Here is a 21421-nt window from a genome sequence, read left to right as displayed (position 1 = left end):
GGCGGCAATCGGGTGCCTGCGGGGCTCCGGGGCCGGCTCGCCGGCGGCGCGGCCGGGCGTGGGGGAAACCCAGGCGCGCCGCACTCGTTCCTGCGGGCCGGCCCCGCGCCCGTCTCTGACATGCTGTCAGTTCACTTGCGGGGGACGGAAGATCCTTAAGCCAGGGCGGAACAGCCCTGATGGACCGGCCGATCGCGCTCAGTCGACGCGGGCGTCCATCGCCTCGGCCAGGCTGCGCGGACGCAGGTCGGTCCAGTTCTTCTCGACGTAGTCCAGGCAGGCCTGCCGGGATTCCTCGCCGAACACGCTGCGCCAACCGGCGGGCACGTCGACGAAGGCGGGCCAGAGCGCGTGCTGGTTCTCCTCGTTCGCCAGGACCAGGAACGCGCCCTGCTCGTCGTCGAAGGGGTTGGTGCTGCTCATCGAGCCCTCACTTCATGGTTGTGGTCGTGCACGTGGGCAAGGTCGTTCAACTCGTCGGCCGGCTCGTCGTCGAGCTCGCCGTCGACCTCGTCGTTCGACTCGTTGTTCAACTCGTCACAGAACTCGGTGACCCGCCGTCGGAAGGCGGCCACCACCCGCCGGGCGGTCGGCTCGTCGCAGCCGTCCAGCGCGTGTACCAGGGCGCACTCCAGCCCGCCGGGTGCGCCGTCCGCGGTCCGCCGCTCCACCAGTTGGAGCAGCAGGTCGACGGCGGTGCGGGCTACCGGGACGGGCCGCTCGGCGACCGTCACGGCGTCGGCCCACCGCCCGCCGTCGGCCGGTTCGGCCCGCACCAGATGGGAGAGCGCCACCCCGAACAGCGGCTGGCGGCCCGCCTGCCGGGCCGGGTTGACCAGTTCCACCACCCGGTCGAACGGCAGGTCCTGATGGGCGTGGGCGGCCAGCAGCCGCTCCCGGACCCGCCCGACCAGGGTGCGGGCCGTCGGGGCGCCGGAGGTGTCGACCCGCAGCACCACGGTGTTGACCAGGCAGCCGACCACGCCGTCCAGCACCTCGTCGTCCCGGCCGGCCAGCGGCACTCCGATCGGGAGGTCGTGCCCCGCGCCGAGGTCGCCCAGCGCGGCCGCGAACGCCGCCTGCACCACCATCCCGGTGCCGGCCGAACAGGCCCGGGCGGCGGCCGCCAGCCGGCGGTGCTCCCGCAGGTCCAGGGCGAAGCGGACGGTGCCGGCCGCGCCCGGCCCGGCGCCCGGGGCGCCGGTGGCGTCCGGCAGGCCCCGCCACGGCGGCAGGGCGGCCAACGCGCCCTTCCAGTAGGCGGCCTGCCGGGCGGCCGGGCTCTCCGGGCGGTCCTCGTCGCCGAGCCGCCGCCGCAGCCACAGGGCGTGGTCGGCGTACTGGACGGCGGGCGACGGCCAGCGCGGCGCCCCGCCGGCCGCCCGGGCCCGGTAGGCGGACCGCAGGTCGGCCAGCAGCGGTTCGAGCGCGTGCCCGTCCACCGTCGCGTGGTGCAGCACCAGCAGCAGGGTGTGCCGGTCGGGGCCGCTGCGCAGCAGGGCGGTGCGCAGCGGCGGTTCGGTCAACAGGTCGAAGCCGCGGTCGAGTTCGGCGGCGATCCAGGCGTCCAGCCGCTCCGGCGGGACGTCGAGGAAGCGGGGCGCGGCGGACGGGACGGCGACGAGGAAGGCCTCGGCGAGGTCGGCGTCGGCGGGCGGGGCGCCGGGCGGGGCATCGGCGGGCGCGAGGATGCGCTGCTCGGGGCCGTCCGGGCCGTACGGCAGGACGGTCCGCAGGGCCTCGTGCCGGGCCACCAGGTCGCCGAGGGCGGCCCGCAGCGCGGCGGGGTCGAGCCCGCCGGTGAGGTCGAGGGCCAGGGTGGTGAGGTAGTCCGGGCGGTGCTCGCCCAGGTAGTTGGCCGTCCACAGGCGCAGTTGGGCGGGGGCGAGCGGCAGCCGGTCGGGCCGGGCCGTCCGGTCGCCGAGCGCCGGGGCGCTGCCGCCGCTGCCGCCGGTACGGGCGGCGCGGTCGAGCCGGTGGTCCAGCCCGGCCACCGTGGGCGCGTCGAACAGCTCGCCGAGCGGCACGTCGACCCCCAGGGTGGACCGGATCCGCCCGGCCAGCCGCATCGCGGCGATCGAGTTGCCGCCGAGCGCGAAGAAGTCGTCCTCCGGCGCGACCGCCGGCACCCGCAGCACCTCCGCGAACAGCGCCGCCAGGACCTCCCGGCGGGGCGAGCGGGTCGGCCCCGGGGCCGACCGCTGCGGCGGGCCCAGGGCGGTCGTGTCGACCTTGCCGTTGGCGTCCAGCGGCAGCGCGTCGACCGGGACGAGCACGGCGGGCACCAGGTGGCGCGGCAGCCGCCCGGCGAGCCGGCGGCGCAGTTCGCCGGCGGCCACCGGCCGGTCGGCGACCACGTACCCGACCAGCGAGCGGCCCGCCGGGCCCGCCCCGTGCGGCACCACCCGGGCGGCGGTGACCTCCGGCTCGGCGCACAGCGCGGCCTCGATCTCGCCCGGCTCGATCCGGAACCCGTTGATCTTCACCTGCCGGTCCGCGCGCCCCAGGAAGTGCAGCCGGCCCTCGGTGTCCCACCGGCCCAGGTCCCCGGTGCGGTACAGCCGGCCGCCCGGCGGGCCGTACGGGTCGGCGACGAAGCGCTCGGCCGTCCGGGCCGGGGCGCCGTGGTAGCCCGCGGCCAGGCCCTCGCCGCCCAGGTGGATCTCGCCGGGGACGCCCGGCGGCACCGGGCGCAGCGCGGCGTCCAGCAGCAGCACCCTCGTCCCCGCGAGCGGGCGGCCGATCGGGACGGCCTCGCCCTCGCGGACCGGGCCCGCCGGGACTTCGTGGCCCAGGGCGAAGGTCGTGCTCTCCACCGGCCCGTACAGGTCCAGCAGCCGCTGCCCGGGCGCGGCCCGCCGGGCCCGGGCGAGCGCCGCCGGGGGGACGACGTCGCCGCCGGTGCAGATCAGGCGCAACCGGGCCAGGGCCGCCGGGATCTGCTCGGTCAGCAGGTCGAACAGGCCCGCCGTCAGCCAGGCCGCGGTGGCACCGCCGCGCTCGACGGCCCGGGCGTAGTCCGCCGGGGTCAGCTCTCCCGGCGGGGCCACCACCACCTGACGGCCGGTCAGCAGCGGCATGAGCAGCTCGTACACCATGGCGTCCCAGGCGTGCGGCGAGTGGAACAGCACCCGGTCGTGGTCGGGGCCGTGCCACAGCGGGTCGTCGGCCAGGGCGAGGATGTTGCGGTGGGTGACCGCCACGCCCTTGGGGCGGCCGGTCGAGCCCGAGGTGTACAGCAACTGGGCGACCTGCCCGGGCGGCACCTCCACGCCGGGGTTGCCCGCGCTCCCGCCCGCCCGCCGGACCGCCGCCAACACCTGGGCGTCCAGCAGCAGTTCGGTGCCCGCCTCGGCGGCGAGCGCGCGCAGCCGCTCGGCCGGGAACCCCGGGTGCAGCGGGACGCAGACGGCGCCGAGCTTGGCCAGCGCCAGCATCGCCACCGGCACCTCCGGGCTGCGCGGCAGCCGTACGGCGACCCGGGTGCCGGGCCGCACCCCGAGGCCGGCCAGGTGGTGGGCCAGCCGGTTGGCGTCGGCGTTGAGCGCGCCGTACGTGGTGGTGGCGGTACCCGTGGCGTTCGCGGTGGCGCCGTCGACGTGGCGCAGGGCGATCCGCTCCGGGTGGTCGGCCGCCAGCCGCTCGAACCGCGCGCCCACCGACACCGGTTCGGCGTCGGCCGCCGGGCCGGTGCCCCAGGCCCGCAGCCCCGCCCGCTGGACGGGCGGCAGCAGGTCGACCCGGCCGGTGGTCAGCGCGTCCGCGCCAGAGCCGGCCAGGGCGGCGCAGGCGGCCGTCAGCAAGGTGCGCAGCCGGTCCGCGTCGAGGTACCGGTCCAGTTCGGCGGGCCGCAGCTGGAGCCGCACGTCCAGGCCGCCCCGGCGCGGCAGCACCACCAGCGAGAGCGGGTAGTGGGTGCCGTCGAACGGTTCGACGGCACCGATCCGCAGGCCCGGCGCGGGCTCGACGAACCCGGCCTCGTCCAGCGGGTAGTTCTCGAACACCAGTGAGCTGTCGAAGAGCCGCCCGGCACCGGCGGCCTCCTCCACCTCGGTGAGGCCCAGGTGCTCGTGGTCCAGCAACGCGGTGCGCTCCCGCTGGAGCCGGGCGGCGAGCTCGCGCAGCGGCTCGCCCGGGTGCAGCCGGGCCCGGACCGGCACGGTGTTGATCAGCAGGCCCACGAGCCGGTCCGCCTCCGGCAGTTCGGCCGGGCGCTGGGCGACGGTGGTGCCGAACAGGACGTCGTCGCGGCCGGTGAGGTGGGAGAGCACCAGCGCCCACGCCGTCGTCACCAGGGAGCCGAGGGTCACCTCCCACTGCGCGGCGCGCGCCCGCAGCCCGGCGGTGAGCCCGGCGGGCAGGGTGAAGACGCTCGTCGACGGGCCGTCGTCGGCGCCCTCGCCGCCGGCCGGCGCGGGCCGGCCGATCCGGGTGGGCTCGGCCCCGGCGAGGGCGACGCGCCAGGCGCCGCGCGCGGCCGCGTCGTCGCGCCCGGCCAGCCAGTCGAGGTAGCGGCGGTAGGACGGCGCCGGGGGCAGGTCGACGCCCTGGTGCAGCGCGAGCAGCTCGCGCAGCACGATCGGCACCGACCAGCCGTCCAGCAGCAGGTGGTGGTGGGTGAAGACGAGCCGCCACCGGTCGGCGGCCAGCCGCAGCAGGGTGAACCGGATCAGCGGCGGGGTGTCGACCGCGAACGGCCGGCGGTCCTCCGCCACGAGCCGCCGGGCGTCGGCGGACTGCTCCCCCTCCGCCCGTCCGGTGAGGTCCACGGTGCGCCAGGGCAGCGTCACCTCGACCGGCAAGACCTGCCGCGGCGGGCCGGACTCGCCGCTGGTGAAGGCCCCGGCGAGCTGCGGATGGCGCGCGAGCAGCCGCCGGGCGGCGTCCTGGAGCCGCTCCGGGTCGATCGCGCCGGTGAGGTCGAGGACGAGCTGCACGAGGTACGGGTCGCGGCGGCCGTCGTGGGCGGCGTAACGGGAGTGGAACAGCAGGCCGGCCTGGAGCGGCGTGGCGGGCAGCAGGACGGCGGCCTCGGCGGGCGCTTCGACGGGCACCTCGGCGGGCGCCTCGGGCTGGGCGTCGGCTGCGGGCCCCCCGGCCCGGGGCGGGCCGGCGGACGACAGGGTGGTGAGGGCCTGCTCCCAGCGGGCGGCGAGTTCGGCCACCGCGTCGGCGGCCAGCACGCCGGCCGGCCAGGCCCATTCGACCCGCAGCCGCGGGCCGTCCGGGCCGGTCTCCACGAAGGCGTCGACCGAGAGGGTGTGGGCGAGCGGCAGGGTGGGGTCGGCCTCGCCCCGCAGGGTGCCGGGGACGGGCTGCCAGGGGCCGCGTCGGGTGGTGTCGAAGCGGCCCAGGTAGTTGAAGGCGATCGGGGCCGGGCGGTGGGGCAGCGTGCCGGACCGCTGGAGCAGCCCGTACGTCAGGCCCCGGTGGGGGGTGGCGCGCAGGCGCCGCCGCGCGGCCGCGACGGCGCGGGCCAGTTCGTCGGCGGGGGCCGGGTCGTCGGCGCGGGCCGCTCCCCCGGTGTCGGGTCCGGCCGGGCCGGTGTCCAGCAGGACGGGGTGGATGACCGTGAACCAGCCCAGCGTCCGGGAGAGGTCAAGGCCGTCGAGGGCCGCGAGTTCCGGGTCGCGGCCGTGGCCCTCGACGTCCACCAGGAGCGGACCGTCGGCGCCGCGGGCGCGCCAGCCGCGCAGGGCGGCGGCGAGCGCACCGAGGAGGATCTCCGGTACGGCGGCGCCGAGTCGGTCGGGCAGGTCGGTCAGCAGGGCCGCGGTCGGGCCGCCGCCCAGGGTGGTGCGCAGGGTCGCGGCCCCGGCCACGGTGTCCCGGGTGCGGTCCAGCGGCCGGGTGCCGATGGTCCCGGTGCCGGCGGTCAGCAGGCCGTGCCAGTGGTCGCGGTCGGCGGCGACCGCCGGGTCGGCCTCGGCGGCCCGCAGCGCGCGGGCCCAGTCGGCGGCCGTGACGGGGACGGCGGCGAGGTCGGCCGGGTGGCCGTCGGCGGCGGCCCGGTGGGCCCGGGCGAGGTCGTCGAGCAGGATCCGCCAGGAGACGCCGTCGACGGCGAGGTGGTGGATCACCATCAGCAGCAGGCCGCCCTGGTCGCCGTCGAACCAGACCGCCCGCAGCAGTTCGCCCCGGTAGGGGTCGAGGCGGCGGCGGGCGTCGTGCCGCTGTTCCGCGACGAGTTCCAGCAGGGCGGGCGCCGGGTCGCGGCCGGGGGCGGTGGCCAGGCCCTCGCGGGCGAGGTCGATCCGGTGCAGCAGCGGGGCCGCCGGGACGGTCCCGGCGGACCGGATCTCGAAGGCGAGCGGCTCGCCCGGGGCCCCGGTCAGGCGGGTCCGCAGCGCGTCGTGGTGGTCGACGAGCTGCTGGAGGGCGGCGCTCAGGGTGTGTTCGGTGGCGCCGGGCGGCACCTCGCACAGCAGGGACTGGGCGTAGCCGTGGATCGGTCCGCCGCGGGCCGCCAGCCAGTCCGCGATCGGGGTGGGCGGCAGCACCCCGCCCGGGGGCGCGGGCACCGCCGGGCGGGCGGCCGGGGCGCGGACACCGTCCGGGACGACGGCCGCGGCGGCCGCGAGGGCGCGCGGGGTCTGGTGGGTGAACACGTCCTTCGGCGTGATCAGCACGCCCGCCGACCGGGCCCGGGTGGCCAGTTGGATGGCCAGGATGCTGTCCCCGCCGAGCCGGAAGAACCCCTCCGACGGCCCGGGCCGCGCCCGGCCGAGGACGCTGCCGAACAGGGTCCGCAGCTGCTCCTCGGCGGGCGAGCCGCCCTCCGGGCGGGTGACAGGCTGCGGGCGGGCGGCGGCGGACGCCGGGAGCGGGCGGCCGGCCGGGCCCGGGGTGTCGGACAGGTCGAGGGTGCCGGGCAGGTCGAGGGTGCCGGGCAGGTCGAGGCTGCCAAGGGTGTCGACGGGTGCCGCCGGGTCGGCCAGGGCGGCCGCCAGCAGGCGGCCGAGGCCCTGCGCCAGGCGGTCGGCGGTCTCGGGACGGAAGTGGCCGGTGCTGTACTCCAGGACGCCGCGCACCGTGCCGTCCGGCTGTTCGGCGAACTCGAAGAGCAGCGGGAACTTGGCCATCACCCGCTCGAATCGGTGCGGTGCGCCGGACAGTCCGGGCAGGGTGAGCGCGGGTCGGCGTCCGCCGTGCAGGGTGATCATCACCTGGAACAGCGGGTGGCGGCCGAGTTCCCGGTCGGGTGCGAGGGCGTCCACCACCCGGTCGAAGGGCGCCTGGTCGTGGGCGAAGGCGGTGAGGTCGGCGTGCCGGACGCGGTCGACGAGCTCCGCGAAGCCCGGGCGGCCCGAGAGGTCGGTGCGCAGGGCGAGCGGCTGGGCGAAGTAGCCGACCAGGTCGTCCAGGGCCGGGTCGGCGCGGCCGGCGGTGACCGTGCCGAGGACGAGGTCGGTGCCCGCTCCGGAGCGGGCCAGCAGGCAGGCGACGGCCGCGTGCAGCACCATGAACAGGGTGGCTCCCCGGCCGGCCGCCAATTCGGCCGCTGCGGCGACCAGTTCGGCGTCCCACTGGAACTCGGCGGCGGCCCCGCGCAGGGCCGCGCCGGGCGGCGGCTCATGGTCCACCGGCAGCGCGGTGCGCTCCGGCGCGCCGTGCAAGGTCTGACGCCAGTGCGCCAGTTCGGTGGCCAGCGGGCTGTCGGGCTCGTCGGCCGGGCCGAGTTCCCGACCCTGCCAGAGAGTGAAGTCGGCGTACTGGAGCGGCAGTCGGGGCCACTCGGGGGCCCGGCCGCGGGCCCGGGCGGCGTAGCCGACGGCGAGGTCGCGGGTCAGCGGGCCCAGCGACTGCTCGTCGGCGGTGATGTGGTGCAGGACGATCAGCAGCAGGTGGGTGCCGGGCCCGGCGGTGAACACCACCAGCCGCCAGGGCAGGCCCTGTTCGAGGTCGAAGGGCCGGTGGACCTCCTCGTGCACCGCCGCGTCCAGGCCGGCGGGGTCCAGGTGCCGGACGGTCAGCGGGAGGGGCGGGTCGTCGAGGATCCGCTGGTACGGCTGCCCGTCGGTGGCCGGGAACACGGTGCGCAGGCTCTCGTGCCGCTGCTGGACGTCGCCGGCGGCGGCCCGTAGCGCGGCCAGGTCGAGCGGCCCGGTCAGCCGGGCGGCGAGCGGGATGTGGTAGGTCGACGCCTGCTCGCCGAGCCGGTGCAGGAACCACAGGCCGCGCTGGGCGTGGGAGAGCGGGATGCGCTCCGGCCGGGGACCGGCCTGCGGGCGCTGCGGGAGTTCCCGGCCGGCCGCCGCCTCCCCCCTGCGGGCGGCGCCACGGGCGCCGATCCGGGCGGCCAGGCCGGCCACGGTGGGGGCCGCGAAGACGTCCCGGATGGTCAGTCCGGCGGACAGCTCGGCGGGCAGCTCGGCCCGGGCACGGACCACCAGCCGGTTCGCCGAGAGGGAGTCGCCGCCGAGGGCGAAGAAGCTCTCGTCCGCGCCGAAGCCCTCGGCCCCGAGGAGTTCGCCGAACAGCCGGTGCAGCCGGGTCTCGTGCTCGCCGCTGGGCGCCCGGCCCCGGCCGTCCGCCGCCCTGGCCTCCAGGGCCCGCAGCCGGTGCTCGTCGAGCTTGCCGTTGGCGGTCAGCGGGAAGGCCTCGACGGCGACGAAGGCCGCGGGCACCAGGTGGTCCGGGAGCGACGCGCGGGCGTGGTCGGCGGCCGCGCGGACGGCCTCCTCGGTGCCGAGCAGGTAGGCGGTCAGCGCCTTGTGCCCGGGCTCCCGTTCGGTGGCGAGGACGGCGGCGCCGGAGATGCCGGGCAGCGCGGCGAGCACGGCCTCGATCTCCCCCGGCTCGATGCGGTAGCCGCGGATCTTCACCTGCCGGTCGGTGCGGCCGAGGTGTTCGAGTTCGCCGTCGGGGCGGCGGCGGGCGCGGTCCCCGCTGCGGTACATCCGGCTGCCGGGCGGGCCGTACGGGTCGGCGGTGAAGCGGGCGGCGGTCAGCGCGGGGCGGCCGAGGTAGCCGCGGGCGAGGCCGGGGCCGGCCACGTACAGCTCGCCGGGCAGGCCGTCGGGCACCGGCCGCAGGGCGGCGTCCAGCAGGTACGCCCGCAGGTCGGGCAGCGGGCGGCCGATGGTGGCGGCGCCCGAGGCCACGGCGGCGGCGTCGAGGTCGCCGGCCGTGACGTGCACGGTGGTCTCGGTGATGCCGTACATGTTGACGAGCCGGGGCGCGTCCTGCGGGTGCCGCAGGTACCAGTCCGCGAGCCGCCAGGGTTCGAGCTGCTCACCGCCGAAGATGACGTACCGCAGGGCGAGCCGGGCGCTCGGGCCGGGGTGGGCGGCGTCGGCGGCGGCCAGCTGGGTGAACGCCGAGGGGGTCTGGTTGAGCACCGTGACGCGCTCGTCGGCGAGCAGGCGCAGGAACTCCTCGGGCGAGCGGGCGGTGTCCCGGGGGACGACGACCAGGCGGCCGCCGTGCAGCAGGGCTCCCCACAGCTCCCAGACCGAGAAGTCGAAGGCGTAGGAGTGGAACAGGGTCCAGGTGTCGTCCGGTCCGAAGCCGAACCGGTCGGCGGTGGTGGCGAGCAGCCGGGTGACGTTGCGGTGGGTGACCAGGACGCCCTTGGGGCGGCCGGTGGAACCGGAGGTGTGGATGACGTAGGCGACACCGTCCGGGCCGGGGCGCTGCGGCCGCGTCCGGTCGGCGGGCTCGTCCGCGCCGTCGACGGGCAGGGTCTCGACGCCGTCGGGCAGCGCCGCCCGGGCGGAGTCGTCCGTCACCACGAGCCGGGGCGCGGCGTCCTCGATGGTCGCGCGCAGCCGCTCGACCGGGTAGTCCGGATCCAGCGGCAGGTAGCCGGCGCCGGCCTTCTGGACGCCGAGCAGCGCGACCACCAGGTCCGGCGAGCGGGGCAGGGCGACGCCCACCAGGTCGCCGCGGCGCACGCCCCGGGCGGCGAGCCGGCGGGCCAACCGGTCGGCGCGCAGGTCGAGTTCGCGGTAGGTGAGGACGGTTTCCCCCAGCACCACGGCCGGTGCCCGCGGGCGGGTGGCGGCCTGCTGCTCGAACAGCGAGACCAGGGTGTCGCCGTCCTGGCCGGTCCGGTCCGGTGCCGGCGCGGGGGCGGGCCGCGGCGCGGGCAGGGCGACGGCGCTGCCGGTGCGCAGCCGGCCGACCGGGAGCCCCTCGGGGGCTTCGGCCAGCGCCGTCACGAGGTCGAGCACCCGGTCCAGGTGGGCCCGGACGGTGTCCTCGGGGTAGTCGCCGACCGCGTCGGCGAACACCGGCAGGGTGGCGCGGCCGTTGTCGTAGACGCCGAGCGCGAAGTCCTCGGGCAGGCCCGGCGAGACCTCGTGCACGGTGGCCGGGATCCCGCCGAACCGCAGGCCCAGGTCGAGCGGCAGCAGGTTCAGGGTGGGGCCGATCAGCGGCCGGTCGCCCCGGGCGGCGGCGGTGTCGCGGAGCAGGTCCTCGAAGCGGTACCGCTGGCGGCGCAGCGCGGCCCGGACCCGGTCCGCCGTGGCCGCCACCAGGCCGCCGACGGTGGCGGCCGGGTCGACGGCGAGCCGCAGCGGGACGACGTTCGCCGTCATGCCGAGGGCCCGCCGGGCCAGCGCGGCGTCCCGGCCGCGGACGCCGAGGCCGATCACCGCCGTGCCCTCGCCGGTGTCGGCGTGCAGCGCGACGGCGAGCGCCGCCGGGAACAGCGCCGTCCAGCCCGCGCCGACGCGCTCGCGGACAGCGGCCCAGCGTTCGGCGGACAGCTCCGCCCGGACGGCGACCGGCGGGCGCGGGCCCGAGCCGGTCGGGGCGCTGCGCCCGCCCGCGAGGCGGGGCGGGTCGCCGAGGCCGGCCGACTCCTCGGCCCAGAACGCGGCGTCGGTGCGGAACCGGGCGGAGGCGCGGTAGGCGGCGTCGTCGTCCAGCAGGGCCTGGAGCGGGTCGTGCACGCCGGTGGAGGGCGGCTCGCCCGCGTGCAGCGCCGTGTACTCGGCCGCCACCCGGCGCATCAGCCCGGCCCCGCCCACGCCGTCGCACAGGATGTGGTGGATCCGGAGGTACCAGAGGTACTCGGCCTCGCCGGTCCGCAGCAGGAAGTGGTCGAAGGGCGGGCGGGCGGTCAGGTCGTAGGGGTGGGCGAGTTCGGCGGCGAGGAAGGCGCGGGCGGCGGCGGCCGGGTCTTCGTGGTGGCGCAGGTCCTGCCGGTGCAGCGGCCAGTCGGCGGCGTCCTCGATGATCTGGACGGCGCCGTCGGCGGTCGGCTCGAAGCGCGCCCGCAGGCTCTCGCTGCCGGCCACCACGCCCCGCAGCGCGCGTTCGAACAGCTCCTCGTCGATCGCGCCGTGGAACTGGACGTACTGGCCGGCGGTGAACCGCCGCCGGGTGGGGTCGGCCTCGTGGCCGAACCAGATTCCCGACTGCGGGGCCGTGAGCGGCCGTCGTCGGGCGGGCGTGGCGGGCGTGGCGGACATCCGGTCAGCTCCTCTCCGGCTCGTGCGGCTGGTGCGGCCCCTGCGGACCCTGTGGCCCGGTCGGGTCGCCGAGCCGGTCGAGCAGCGCCGGGGCGAGGTCGACGAGGGCGGCCGGGCCGCCGAGTTCCTGGTGGCCGTGGTCGGTCCGGTGCCGCAGCAGCCGGCCGCCGTCGAGGTGGGGCAGCCAGCTCTCCGGGTCCTGGACGGGCCCGCTGGTCTCGGGGACGGCCTCGATGAGGAGCAGGTCGCCGCGGTACCCGCCGGGGCGGAAGGCCCGGCCGAGCCGGACGTTGTTGTCGTAGACCTCGGCGAGCGCGGTCAGGTGGTGTTCGGAGAAGACGGAGAGCGGCGAGTCGGAGTCCTTGGCGAGGGCGAGGAACTCCTCGGCGGTCGGCGCGGGCGCGTCGGCGGGGCGGTCGACGCCGGTCAGCCGCAGCAGGGCGTTGCGGACGTGGCCCTGCTCGGCGAGCACCTCGGCCTCCGAGCGGGCGGGCAGGTCGGCGAGCACGTAGCTGTCGAGCATCGCGAGCAGGCCCACCTCGGCGCCCTGCTCCTGCAACCGGGCGGCCACGGCGTAGGCGACCAGGCCGCCGAACGACCAGCCGAGCAGGTGGTAGGGCCCGTCGGGCTGGACGGCGCGGATCTCCCGCACGCAGTCCTCGGCCACCTCCTCCAGGCTGACCGGCAGCGGCCCCCGGCCGTCGAGGCCGCGGGACTGCAGGACGTAGAGCGGCCGGTCGCCGAGCGGCCCCAGCAGCGCCGCGTACGTCCAGCCGATCCCGGCGGCCGGGTGCACGCAGAACAGCGGCGCGCCGGTGCCGGTCGAGCGCAGCGGCAGCAGGGTGGCCAGCATGGGCTCCAGGCCGTCCGCGGGCGGGGCGGGCTCGGCGGCGTCGGCGGTGGCGTCGGCGGGGAGCGGGGTGCGGGCGGGCCCGGCGGTCGCGGGCCAGGAGTCGAGCAGGCCGAGGGCGCCGACGGTGGTGTCCGGCTCGGCGACGAGGGTGTCGAGCAGCCCCAGCAGCCGGGCGAGCAGGGCGTCAGCGGCCTCGGCGTCGACGGCGTCCTCCCGGTGCAGGATGTCGAGTTCCAGCCCGCCCTCCCTCGGGATGGCCATCAGCGACAGCGGGTAGTGCGCGGCCGTCTCGCTGCCCGAGCCGGTGATCCGCACCCCCGGGAGCGCGTCGCCCTGGTCGCCGGACTGCGGGAAGTTCTCGTACACCATGACGGTGTCGAAGAGTTCGCCGAGGCCGGTCGCCCGCTGGATCGCGGGGATTCCCAGGTGCTGGTGGGCGATCATCCGGACCTGCTCGCGCTGGACCCGGGTCAGCAGCCCGGCCAGCGGCTCCTCCGGCCGCAGGGTGATCCGCAGCGGCAGGGTGTTGATCAGGAAGCCCATGACGGACTCGGAGCCCGGCAGCTCCGGCGAGCGGCCGTTGACGATGATCCCGAACACGGTGTCGGGGCGGCCGGTCCGCTCGGCCAGCAGCAGCGCCCAGGTGGCCTGGAGCACGGTGTTGAGCGTGATGCCCAGCCCGGCGGCGAGGGCGCCGAGCCGTTCGGTGCGCTCCTCGCCCAGGGGCCGGTAGCGGCGGCCCGGCCACCCGTCGGCGGGCGGCAGCCCGGGCGGCGTCACCAGGGTGGGTTCGATCGGCGCGGCCAGTGCCTCGCGCCACGCCCGGCGGGCGGCCTCGTGGTCCCGGCCGGCCAGCCAGGCCAGGTGGGCGCGCAGCGGCACCGGCTCGGGCAGTCCGGCCGGGTCGCGGTACAGGGCGAACAGCTCCGGCAGGAGGAGCTGGTTGGACCAGCCGTCGATCAGGGTGTGGTGGGCGACCACCTCCAGCCGGTACCGCTGCGCTCCCACGCCCTCTCCGGGGCCCAGCCGGAGCAGGGTGAAGCGGATCAGCGGCGGGTCGGCCGGGTCGAACCGGGTGGTCCTGGCCTCGGCGGCCAACCGCTCGGTCTCCGCCTCCTGTTCGGCCGCCGTGAGGCCGCTGAGGTCCAGCTCCGTGAACGGCGGCAGGCGGTCCGGGACGACCTGGACGGGTCGGCCGTCGGGGAGGCGGACGAACCCGGCCGCCAGGTTCGGGTGGCGGCGGCAGAGCGCCTCGACGGCGCGGCGCAGCGCCACCGGGTCGAGCCGCCCGTCGAAGAGCATCCACAGCCGCATCACGTAGGCCCCGCCGCCGCCCTGGCTGTGCTGGGTGGGGAAGAGCAGCCGCTCCTGGAGCGGTGTCAGCGGCAGCACGTCCCGGTGGCCCGGGAACCGGGCCCGCAACCAGGCGCGTTCGGCGGCGTCCAGCGGGAGCAGTTCGCCGTCGGCGGGCCGGCCGGCGCCTTGGTCGGCGGGGTCGAGCACGGTGGCGACGGCCGCGAGTCCGGCCGGGGTCGGGTGCGCGAACACGTCCTCCGGGGCGAGCGCCAGCCCGGCCCGCCGGGCCCGGCGGAGCAGCTTGATGGAGCGGATGCTGTCGCCGCCGAGGGCGAAGAAGCTGTCGTCCGGGCCGACTTCGGGCAGGCCGAGAACGCCGGCGAAGAGCTCGCGCAGCACCTCGACGGGGCCGGCGGCCGGGACGGCGGGGGGCTCGGGCGTGGTCCCCGGCGCGGCTCCGGCGGCCAGGGCGGCGAGCGCGCCGCGGTCGGTCTTGCCGTTGGCGTTGGTCGGGAGGTCGTCGAGGAAGACCAGGGCGGCCGGGACGACCGGTGCGGGCAGCACCTCGCGCAGCGCCGCCCGGACGGCCTCCGGATCGGCCGGGCGGCCCTCGGCGGCGACCAGGAAGGCCGTCGTGCGGCGGTCGCCCTCGCCGTCGTCGGTGGCGACCACCACTGCCCGCCGGACGCCGTCCAGCTCCGTCAACCGGGCCTCGATCTCGCCGAGTTCGATCCGGTGGCCGCGGATCTTCACCTGGTGGTCGGTGCGGCCGGCGTACTCCAGCTCCCCGGCGGCGGTCCAGCGGGCGAGGTCCCCGGTGCGGTACATCCGGGCGCCGGGCGGGCCGAACGGGTCGGGCAGGAAGCGCTCGGCGGTGGCCCCCGGCCGGTGGGCGTAGCCCCGGGCCAGGTAGTCGCCGGCCAGGTAGAGCTCGCCGGTGACGCCGACCGGCGCGGGCCGCAGGGCCGGGTCGAGGACGTGGGCGCGCACGTTGCCGATCGGCACGCCGATCGACGGTTCCCCGTCCGCGCCGGGCGGGCACGCCCCGGCCGTGGCGTACACGATGGCCTCGGTGGGGCCGTAGAGGTTGAACACCCGGGCGTCCGGGTTGCGGGCGTGCACCTGGCGGACCAGCGCGGCGGGCAGCGGCTCGCCGCAGAACACGTAGGTCGTCGCCCGCTCGCGCACCCACTCGGCCCGGGCGACCTGCTGGTACACCGACGGGACGGTGTTGACCAGGCTGCCGGACCAGTCCGGGCGTTCCAGCAGCGTGAGCAGGTTGTCCACCAGGTCGACGCTGCCGCCGACGAACAGCGGCACCAGGAGCTCGAAGACCGACAGGTCGAAGGAGAGCGAGGTGGAGCCGAGCACCCGGGAGAGGGCCTGGGGGCCGAGCTCGGCCGCCGCCCAGGCGGCGAGGTTGGCCACGGCCCGGTGGGTGACCACCACGCCCTTCGGCGTCCCGGTGGAGCCGGAGGTGTGGATGACGTACGCCGCGTTGCCGGGCAGCGGGCCGGTGGGCTTCGCCTCGGCGGGAGCGGTGCCGGCGGGCTCGACGGGAGCGGGCTCGACGGCGGCGGGCTCGTCCAGCAGGACGACGGACGGGCCGTCGGCGGCCGGCTCCGGAAGCACGGCGGCGGCCAGCTGCGCCGTGGTCAGGACCACCCGGGGACGGGCGTCCGCCAGCACGAACTCCACCCGGCCGCGCGGGTGGCCCGGGTCGACCGGGAGGTAGGCGGCGCCGGCCTTCAGCACGCCCAGCACGGCCGCGACCAGGGCGGGCGTGCGGGGCAGCAGCACCGCGACGACGTCCTCGCGGCCGACGCCGAGACCGGCGAGCAACCGGGCGATCCGCTCGGAGCGCCCGTCCAGTTCGGCGTAGTCCAGCACCTCGCCCCCGCCGCGCACCGCGACGGCGGACGGGGTCCGCGCCAGCTGGGCGGCGAACGCCGCGGGCACGGTGGTCTCGGGCACCGCGTGTCCGGTGGCGTTGGCCTTCCGCAGCAGGGCGAGCTCCTCCTCGCCGGCGAGGTCGAAGGAGTGGATGGGCTCGTCGGGCCGGGCCGCCAGCCGCGCCAGCAGCCGGACCAGTCGGCGGTGGGCCGCCGGGTCGGCGCCGTGGCCGCCGGCGGCGACCCGCCACGCCCCGTCCGGGTCCGCCGGGCCGGGGGTGGGGTCGGCGCGCAGGAACAGGCCGGGCAGCGGCTCGCCCCAGGCGCGGGCCAGGACGGCGACCGTACCGGGGCCGTACGCCACCCGCTCGGCGCTGTCGGCGATCCCGGTGACCAGGCCGTACCCGGAGGACGGGCCCCAGGGCAGGTCGAGGTCCGGCCGGTGGCCGTGGCGGCGGGCCGCGCGCAGGGCGCGGCCCGCCTGCCGGAGGACGGCGGTGAAGCTGAGCCCGGGGGCCGGGGCGAGGCGCACCGGGACGACCAGGCCGCGGCCGCCCGGGCCGGGCGCGGGGCGCCAGTGCCCGAGCAGCAGCTCCCGGGTGCCGGTCAGCCGGTGCGCGTGGACGGCGGCGGCGGCGAGCAGCACCGCGGCGGGGCCCGCGCCGCCGGCCCGGGCGACCCGGGCCAGTGCGGCCGGGTCGGCCACCGGCAACCAGGGCAGTTCGGCCGGCGGCACGACGGCACCGGCCGGGCGGGCGGCGGCGGGCTCGGGGCCGGCGGCCCCCAGGACCTCCCGCCAGTACGCCCGGTCGGCGGGCCGGTCGGCGTCCGGGTCCGGGGCGGGGGCCGGGGTGCCGAGGGAGGCGGGGGCCGTCCCGCCGTCCTCGGCGTACAGCGCGCCGGCCCGGCGGACGAGCGCGGCCAGCCCGGCGTCGTCGTCGACCAGCCGGTGGTGGCGCAGGAACCAGCTGAGCCCGCCGTCGGAGCGGCGGATCAGCACGTGGCGCAGCAGCGGCCCGCCGAGCAGGTCGAGCGGGCGGACGAGCTCGGCGGCGAGCCAGCCGTCCAGTTCCTCCGGGTCGAGGTCGATCACCGCGACGGCGGGCGGCTGGGCCGGGTCGGCCGGGCGGAGCAAGCCGGGGCCGCCCCCGGCGGCGGCGCGGTAGCCGGTGTGCAGGTCCGGGCGCTCGGCCAGGGCCCGGGCCACGGCGCGGCGCAGCCGGTCCGACCCGACCGGGCCCTCGAAGCGGACCAGGCGCGCCACGCAGTCGGCGGGCAGGGACGGGGTGTCCCGCAGGACGGCACGCCGGGCGGCGTCGAGCGGGGTGGCGGTGAAGCTGCTCACAGGGCCCTCACGGTGTCGTCGTCGGAGTGCGGGGTCACGGTCTCGGGCGCGTCGCCGTGGTCGGCGTGGTCCGCGTAGTCGGCGTAGTCGGCCGCCACGTCGTGGACCGGGCGGTCGGGCTCGGCGAGCAGGCCGCGCAGCAGCTCGCGCAGGCCGGTGGCGAAGCCGGTCGCGGTCGGCGGATCGAAGAGTTCGGGGGCGTAGTGCACGGTCAGCGCCGTGGGGGCGGCGCCGTTCTCCGCCCGCCACCCCAGGTCGAGTTCGGCCCCGCGCGGGCCGACGCCGTGGCCACCGCCACCGCCACCGCCACCGCCGTCGCTGTCGCCCCGGGAGCGGACCGGGGGCTCGGCTCCGGGGCCGGCCGTCCCGTCGGGGGTGGTCCGTCCGAGCAGGTCGGTGAAGGCGGGTTCGTCGGCGAGGTCGGCCCGCAGCAGGGCGCCGCCGGGCAGGCCGACCGCCACCTCGTCCTGGCCGGAGATCCACGAGAGCAGCACCAGCCAGCCGGCCCGCAGCACCCGGTCGGGGTGCGGGCCGGACCTGGCGATCGCGCCGCGCAGCGACTCGTCGACCGGGACGGTGACGCTGCGCTCGGTGTAGTCGGGGCGGCCCGGGCGGGGGCGGTCGGTGGGGACGTCGAGCCGGACGGGCCCGGGCGGGCCGGCCGCCGGCACCTCGGCGGGGGCGGTCGGGACCGCGGCGGCGGAGACGGCCGCCGGCGCCCCGGCCCACAGCCGGGAGATCGGCAACTCGCCATCGGCGGCGGCGAGTTCACGGAGCAGCTCGGTGTACTCCTCGACGAACGCGGCCGCCGTCTCGCTCGTGAACAACTGGGTGCTGAACTCCAGGCAGGCGGTCATGGCGTCGTCGCCGACCCGGTCGGAGGTGATCAGGGTGAGGTCGAACTTGGCGGTGCCCGCTGGCAGGCCGCCGAACAGGTTGCCGGCGCTGTGGCCGATGTCGAAGTACCCGGTCGAGGTGCCCTCGATCTGCTGGATCGGCGGCAGCTCCTGGTGCACGTAGAACACGTCGAACAGCGGGCTCCGGCCCGGATCGCGCTCGTCCGTCAGCGCCTGGACGACCCGGTCGAAGGGGATCTCCTGGTGCTCCAGGGCCTCCAGCACCACGGCGCGCACCCGGTGCAGGAAGGCGGTCACCGACGGGGCGCCGGACAGGTCGGCGCGCAGCGCCACGGTGCTGTTGAAGAAGCCGATCAGGCCTTCGAGTTCGGGCCGGTTGCGCCCGGTGGTCGGGATGCCGACGACCAGGTCGTCCTGCTCGCTGCGGCGGGCCAGCAGCAGGTAGAGGCCGGCGAGCAGGACCACGAAGAGGGTGACGGAGCGGTCGGCCGCGAGCCGCCGCAGCTCCCGCATCAGGGCGGCGTCCACGGTGAACACCGCGAGGTCGCCGGCGTGGTCCTTGCGGGCCGGGCGCGGGTGGTCGGTGGGCAGCCGCAGCACCGGCGCGTCCCGCAGGGTCTCGCACCAGTAGGCGAGTTCGCGGTCCAGGGCCGGGCCGGCCACCAGTTCGCGCTGCCAGGCCGCGTAGTCGGCGAACTGGACCGGCAGCGGTGCGAGCCGGTGCGGGCGGCCCTCGCGGCGGGCGGCGTACAGCTCGGGCAGCTCGCGTTCGAAGATCCGCGGTGAGGCGCCGTCGTTGACGGCGTGGTGCATGGTCACCTGGAGCACGTGCTGCTCGGGGGCCGTCCGGACCACGAGCACCCGCACCAGGGGGTCGTGGGCGAGGTCGAAGCGGTGCTCGGCGGCCTGCCGGACGAGTTCGCGGGCGGCGGCGAGCGGGTCCGGATCCGCGGAGACGTCATGGAAGGTGAAGAAGTCGCCGGGCTCCGGGCGGATGCGCAGCACCGGCTCGTCGTCCTCCTCGGCGAAGTTGGAGCGCAGCACCTCGTGGCGCAGCATCAGGTCGTGCCACATGCCGCGGACGGCGTCGACGTCGAGCGGGCCGCTGATCAGGCTGACCATCGGGAGGTTGTAGAGCGTGGTGCCGGGGTCGAGCTGGTGGTGGAACCAGATCCGGTCCTGGCCGAAGGAGGTGACCGGGGGCGTGTCGCGCGGGGTGATCGGCGGCAGGGCGGGGGCCGCGGGGGCGCCGGCCCGGCGGCGGATGAGGTCGGCGAACGCTCCGACGGCGGGGTGTTCGTAGACGTCGAGCAGCCGGGGGCGGAAGCCGAAGCGGGTCTGGATCCGGTCGGCGAGCTGGAGGGCGATGATCGAGTTGCCGCCGAGTTCGAAGTAGTCGGCCTCCGGGCCGGGCGGCTGCTCGCTGTGCAGGAGTTCTCCCAGGACTTCGGCGAGCCAGCGTTCGGGGTCCTCGGCGGGGCCGGTCCCGGTGCGCTCGACGGCGGGTGCCGCGGACGCGACGGGCGCGGTGGGCACGGCGGGCAGCGCGGGGGCCGCCGGTGCGGGCCGGATCCAGCAGGGGGTGGCGGCCAGCGGGTGTCCGGGCAGGCGCAGCCGGCGGGCGGTGCCGGGCTCGGGGCCGAGCGCCGTCCAGTCCAGGTCCAGGCCGCATTCGTACAGCCGGCCGAGCAGCGCGGCGAACCCGTCGTCGGCGGCCGTGACCAGCCGGGCGCCGTCCTGCCCCTCCGGGCCGAACCGCTCGGCGAGCAGCCGGCCGAGGACCCCGCCGGGGCCGGGGTCGAGGAACACCACCGGTCCGGCGGCGGCGAGCCGTTCGGCCGCCGCGACGAGCCGGTCCCGGTCGGGCGGCGCGGCCTCGGCACCGGTGCCGGTGGCGGTGGCGGTGGCGAGTTCGCGGGTGTCCTCGGCGGTGAGGGTGCCGAGCAGGTACCGGGCGGCGTACCGGGAGACGCCGCTGCTCAGCACGGTCTCCACGGGCACGCCGCAGCGCGACAGCTCGCGGTGGAGGGCGAGTTGGCCGGCGAGCAGCCGGGCCGCCGGGCCGGTGGCGGGCAGCGTGTCGGGCAGCGTGTCGGGCAGCTCCGCCGGGCCGGGGGCGTCGGGCGCGGCGTCCGGGGAGAGCAGCAGGCAGACGGCGGGCGGCCTGGTCCGGCCGCCGCGCGGGGCGCCGCCGGCCGGTGCCGAGGCGTCGAGCCGGGCCGCCCGTTCGAGCAGGGCCCGGCCGAGCTCGGCGGTGTCGCGGGCCCGCACCGCCACCCGGTGTCCGTAGTGGGTGCGCCCGGAGTTGAGGGTGAGGGCGACGTCGTCGAGGTCGGTGTCGCGGGCGGCCGGGCCGGTCAGCGCGGCGCCGAGGTCGGCGCAGAGCCGGGCGAGCGCGGTGCGGCTGCGCGCGGAGACACCGACGAGCCGGGGGGTGCCCGGCCGGTCGGCGCGCGGGGGCACGGGCGGCCGCTGGACCACGCAGTGGGCGTTGATGCCGCCGAGGCTGTACGAGCTGACGCCGGCGATCCGCTCCTCGCCCTCCCAGGGGCGCAGCGCGGTGACCACCTCGACGGGTTCGAGGGCGGCCTCGTCGACGGGCCGGCGGAAGTGCAGGGACGGGTACAGCTCGCCGTGGCCGACCGCGAGGACGGCCTTGACCAGGCCGGCGATCCCGGCCGCGTGGTCGAGGTGGCCGACGTTGGTCTTCACCGAGCCGATCGGCAGCCGCCGGCCCCGCGCCCCGAACCCGCGCGGCCCGAACACCTGGGCCAGGCCCTCCAGTTCGACGGCGTCGCCGAGCCGGGTGCCGGAGCCGTGCGCCTCCAGGTAGCCGGCCAGGGCGGGGTCGAGCCCGGCGGCGCGCCAGGCCGCGCCGATCACCGCCGCGTGCGCGGGTGCGCTCGGGGTGCTGATGGTGGCGGCCGCGCGGCCGTTGTGCCGGACGGCGCTGCCGCGGATCACGGCGTGGACGGGCGTGCCGTCGGCGCGGGCCCGGCCGAGGGTGGTGAGCAGCAGGACGGCGCCGCCCTCGCCGCTGGCGGTGCCGTCGGCGTCGGCGTCGAAGGCCCGGCAGCGGCCGCTCGGGGAGACGAGTTCGGTCATGCCTTCGGTCTGCCGGGCGGGCAGGCCGCCGGGGCGCAGGCTGAAGCCGCCGGCGAGCGCGTACTCGGCCTCGCCGTCGCGCAGTTCGCGGCAGGCCTGGTGGACGGCGACGAGCGAGCCGTTGCAGCCGGTGTCGACGGCGTAGCAGGGGCCTTCGAAGCCGAGCACGTGGGCGATCCGGGCGGGCAGCGCGAAGGGCACGTTGCCGAGGGCGCTGAGCGGGCCGGGCTCGGTGGCGGCGCCGAGGTAGCCGGAGGCGGCGGCGCTGAGCACCACGGCGACCTGGCGTCCGCGCAGGGCGCTCGCGGCGTAGCCGGCGTCCTCGACGGCCTGGTGGGCGAGGACCAGCGCGATCCGCTGCTGGGGGTCCATCAGGGCGGCCTCGCGCCGGGAGAGGCCGAAGAAGGCGTGGTCGAAGGTGTGGACGTCGGCGAGGTGGCCCATCGGCAGGTAGCCCGCGTCCGGGTCGAGTCCGGTGGCAGCGGCCCGGGCGGCGGGCATGTCCCCGACGGAGTCCCGGCCGGCGGCGAGGTTGGCCCGGAAGGCCGCCAGGTCGTCGGCGTCGGGGAAGCGGGCGCCGATGCCGACGACGGCGATGTCGGTGTCGGCGGGGGCCGTCGCTGGGGTCCTGGTCACTGCTGCTCTCTCCC

The 21421-nt window shown here is 77.8% G+C and carries 4 protein-coding genes; all 4 read right to left on the bottom strand.

Annotated features, from left to right (window positions below; translation table 11 throughout):
- Window positions 1-198: 198 nt before the first annotated feature.
- Genes ACIP37_RS24020 through ACIP37_RS24005 form a run of 4 tightly spaced genes read right to left on the bottom strand, consistent with a single transcriptional unit; the run spans window position 199 to window position 21407 of the window.
- Window positions 199-423 (bottom strand): MbtH family protein, encoded by a 225-nt coding sequence (locus ACIP37_RS24020; protein WP_063349723.1) that lies wholly within the window; start codon window positions 421-423, stop codon window positions 199-201.
- Window positions 420-11423 carry an amino acid adenylation domain-containing protein gene (locus tag ACIP37_RS24015; RefSeq protein ID WP_400844470.1) on the bottom strand — a complete coding sequence of 3668 codons (11004 nt, stop codon included), beginning with the start codon at window positions 11421-11423 and terminating at the stop codon, window positions 420-422. Before ACIP37_RS24015 ends, ACIP37_RS24020 begins: the two co-directional genes overlap by 4 nt.
- A 4-nt stretch (window positions 11424-11427) precedes the next feature.
- On the bottom strand, window positions 11428-16809 hold the full coding sequence (locus ACIP37_RS24010; RefSeq protein ID WP_400810053.1) for an amino acid adenylation domain-containing protein: 5382 nt from the start codon (window positions 16807-16809) through the stop codon (window positions 11428-11430).
- Window positions 16806-21407, bottom strand: a complete 4602-nt coding sequence (locus ACIP37_RS24005; protein WP_400844467.1) for a condensation domain-containing protein — start codon at window positions 21405-21407, stop codon at window positions 16806-16808. Before ACIP37_RS24005 ends, ACIP37_RS24010 begins: the two co-directional genes overlap by 4 nt.
- Window positions 21408-21421: the final 14 nt, after the last annotated feature.

The organism is Kitasatospora sp. NPDC088861, assembly GCF_044750105.1.
Lineage (GTDB): Bacteria > Actinomycetota > Actinomycetes > Streptomycetales > Streptomycetaceae > Kitasatospora.
Note: the sequence above shows the minus strand (reverse complement) of the source record. Positions and strands in the feature narration are given on the sequence as shown.